General features: G+C 72.1%; 4 protein-coding genes. All 4 read right to left on the bottom strand.

Translation table 11 applies throughout. The features are described from left to right. Positions 1-336, bottom strand: a 336-nt coding sequence (locus ACFW2E_RS44720) for a CNNM domain-containing protein (RefSeq protein WP_384477306.1), incomplete at its 3' end; no start/stop codon positions are given. Positions 337-480: 144 nt separating this feature from the next. Continuing rightward, positions 481-906 carry a GNAT family N-acetyltransferase gene (locus ACFW2E_RS44715; protein ID WP_384477303.1) on the bottom strand — a complete coding sequence of 142 codons (426 nt, stop codon included), beginning with the start codon at positions 904-906 and terminating at the stop codon, positions 481-483. Between the two features lie 292 nt (positions 907-1,198). Continuing rightward, on the bottom strand, positions 1,199-1,417 hold the full coding sequence (locus ACFW2E_RS44710; RefSeq protein ID WP_384477300.1) for a hypothetical protein: 219 nt from the start codon (positions 1,415-1,417) through the stop codon (positions 1,199-1,201). Then, on the bottom strand, positions 1,414-2,807 hold a 1,394-nt coding region (locus tag ACFW2E_RS44705), incomplete at its 5' end, for an FtsX-like permease family protein (RefSeq protein WP_384477297.1). The genes ACFW2E_RS44710 and ACFW2E_RS44705, both read right to left, overlap by 4 nt.

Below are 2,807 nucleotides of genomic sequence, written 5' to 3'. Positions count from 1 at the left end.
GGTGGAGACGACCACGCCGAGCACGGTCGCCACCGTGGAGGCGGCACCGCCCAGGCCGATCGCCGTCAGCGGGCCGCGCAGCAGCACGGCGACCGACGGCTCGGCCAGCATGCCGATGACCAGGGAGGTCACGGTGATGCCGAGCTGGGCGCCGGAGAGCTGGAGGGTCAGGGACCGTACGGCCTTCAGGGCACCGTCGGCTCCGCGCTCACCGGACTCGGCTGCACGCTCCAGGTCGGAGCGCTCGACGGTGGTGAGGGAGAACTCGGCGGCCACGAATCCACCGCACGCGAGCGCGAGCAGCACTGCCAGGAGAAGCAGGAGCACTTCGGTCATCGGGTCACCTCCGTCCCATGATCGGACAGGGCACAGAGGAACGCGCGATGTCGTCGACCGGAAGGCTCGCCCATGGGCGGACGCTCACACCTTTCATTGGAGAACCGAGCACGCCCTCCCATGGTAAAGGATGAGTAAAAAAGCTCAGTCGGTGAGGGGCTTCACCCAGCGTTGCCACTGCTCCTGCGGCGTGTACCCGGCCGCCTGCCAGGCATGCTGCGCGGTCGTGTTGCGGACCAGCACCATCGCGTCCCCGCGCCGCCCGCCGAGGCGCACGAACCGCTCCTCGGCGGCGGCCAGCAGCGCCGAGCCGATGCCCTGGCGCCGCCGTTCCGGATGCACCGCCAGCCGGTACAGATGGCACCGCCAGCCGTCGAAGCCCGCGATCACCGTGCCGACGAGCACCCCTGTCAGCTCCGCCAGGATCAGCGCCTCGGGGTCGCGGGCGAGCAGCCGCTCCACGCCGTCCCGGTCGTCGCTGATGCTCGTGCCCTCGACGGCCGACTTCCAGAAGGCCAGGACGGTGTCGAGGTCGTCGGGTCCGGCGGCCCGTACGCGCAGATCGGTCATGCCGGGGATCACATCACGGGCCGCGGCGGCCGACACGGAATTCCGGCATGCGGACGGCTGCCCGCCCCGCGCCTTCCGGTCGGTGGCGTTGAGCTCGACCGCGGACCCGGGGTCGTCGGTGACGGCCGCCGGCCGGAGGAGCGGATCCGGCTCGGCGGGCTCCTCGCGCCCTGCGGCGAGTCACCGGTGCCGGCGGACCCGGTCCCGCACCGTGCGCCGGAGATGGTGCACGCGCTCGCCCGGCGAACCGTGGGGCGGACCGGTGCCGAGCCCCTGTCCGAGTGGTCTCCGGTCAGCACGTCGTCGTCGCCGCCTCGGTTGCCAGGGTGGCCGCGACCGGAGCCGGGAGCGGCGCGGGCATGCCGAGGCGGTCGGGGACGGGGATCACGTCGTACCCGAACTCCTCGGCGCACCGGCACTCGGCGCACCGGCACTCGGCGCGCCGCTCCGCGGCGGGCGCGGAACCCGCCTCGACGGCAGGCGACCCGAGTATCCGCCGCGATTCCGTCACTCGTGCGCGATGGCCGCCAGCACGTTCATCCGGGAGGCACGCAGCGCCGGCAGCAGTGCCGCCACGATGCCCACCACGGCCGAGCCGATCACGACCGCGACGATCGTTCCCCAGGGGATCGCGAGCGCCGTCATGCCCTGCAGCGCCAGCACCTGCTGCGTGCACACGCCCCACACCAGTCCCAGCGCCAGCCCCAGCACCGCGCCGAACACCGCGATGACGACCGACTCCAGCCGGATCATCCGGCGCAGCTGCCGCCGGGCGAGTCCGATCGCGCGCAGCAACCCGATCTCCCGGGTGCGTTCGACGACCGACAGGGCGAGGGTGTTGACGACGCCGAGCACCGCGATGACGATCGCGAGCCCGAGCAGTGCGTACACGAGGTAGAGCAGCACCGAGATCTGGTCATGGACCAGCTTCTTGTAGTCGGCCTGGTCGCGCACCTGGACCTGCGGATACGCGGCGAGCGTCTTCTCCAGACGCGAGCGCAGCTGGTCGGCGGTGGTGCCCGCGGCCTTGTTGACGTAGAGCGAGGAGTCCTGGCCGCCGGGCACGTACTTCTCGACCGTGCCGATGCCGAAGAACAGCCCGCCCTGCATCCCGAACCCGCCGGAGCCCGCCTGGTCGGTGAGGGCACCCACCTTCATCTCGGCCGTCCGGCCGCCCTGGAACTCGACCGGGATCGTGCTCCCGAGGCGCACCTTGTGGTCCTTGGCGAAGTCGACGTCCATGCCGAGACTGCCGTCCGCCAGCGCCGCCGCGGTGTCACCGCTCGCGTAGGTGACATGGGCGACGTCGTCGACCTGGGAGTCATATCCGGCGGCGGTCGTCTCTATCCGCTTGCCGTCGGGCAGCCGTACCGCCAGCGGCGCGAACCGCTGCCGTACGACCAGGCCCACGCCGTCCGTGCCGCGCACCTTGTCCGTGATCTCCTGCGTGAAGGGCAGGAAGTTGCTGTTCTGCACGACGAAGTCGGCGCCCAGGGTCTTGTCGATCTGCTGGTCGAACGACTTGGACATGGAGGCGCTCGCCACCGACATGCCGCCGACCAGGGCCAGGCCCACCATGAGGGCGGCCGCGGTGGCGCCGGTGCGGCGGGGGTTGCGCAGCGCGTTGCGCTGGCTCATCCGGCCGATGGAGCCGAACAGCGCAGGGAAGGCTCCGCCGAGGACACGGATCACCGGCCGGACGAGCAGCGGTCCGGCGATCACCGTCGCGATGAGCGTCAGGATGACACCGAGGCCCAGCAGTGACGCCGCGGAGGCCGTCTTCGTCGCGGCCGCGCAGCCGGCGAGCGCGGCCACACCGGCCGCCCCGACGACGGATCCGACGATCGCCCGGGTCTTCAGCGGCCGCCCCACACCGGCGATGTGGGCGGGGCCGGGCGCCC

Origin of the sequence: Streptomyces sp. NPDC058964, from assembly GCF_042741275.1 — a bacterium.
GTDB lineage: Bacteria > Actinomycetota > Actinomycetes > Streptomycetales > Streptomycetaceae > Streptomyces.
Note: the sequence above shows the minus strand (reverse complement) of the source record. Positions and strands in the feature narration are given on the sequence as shown.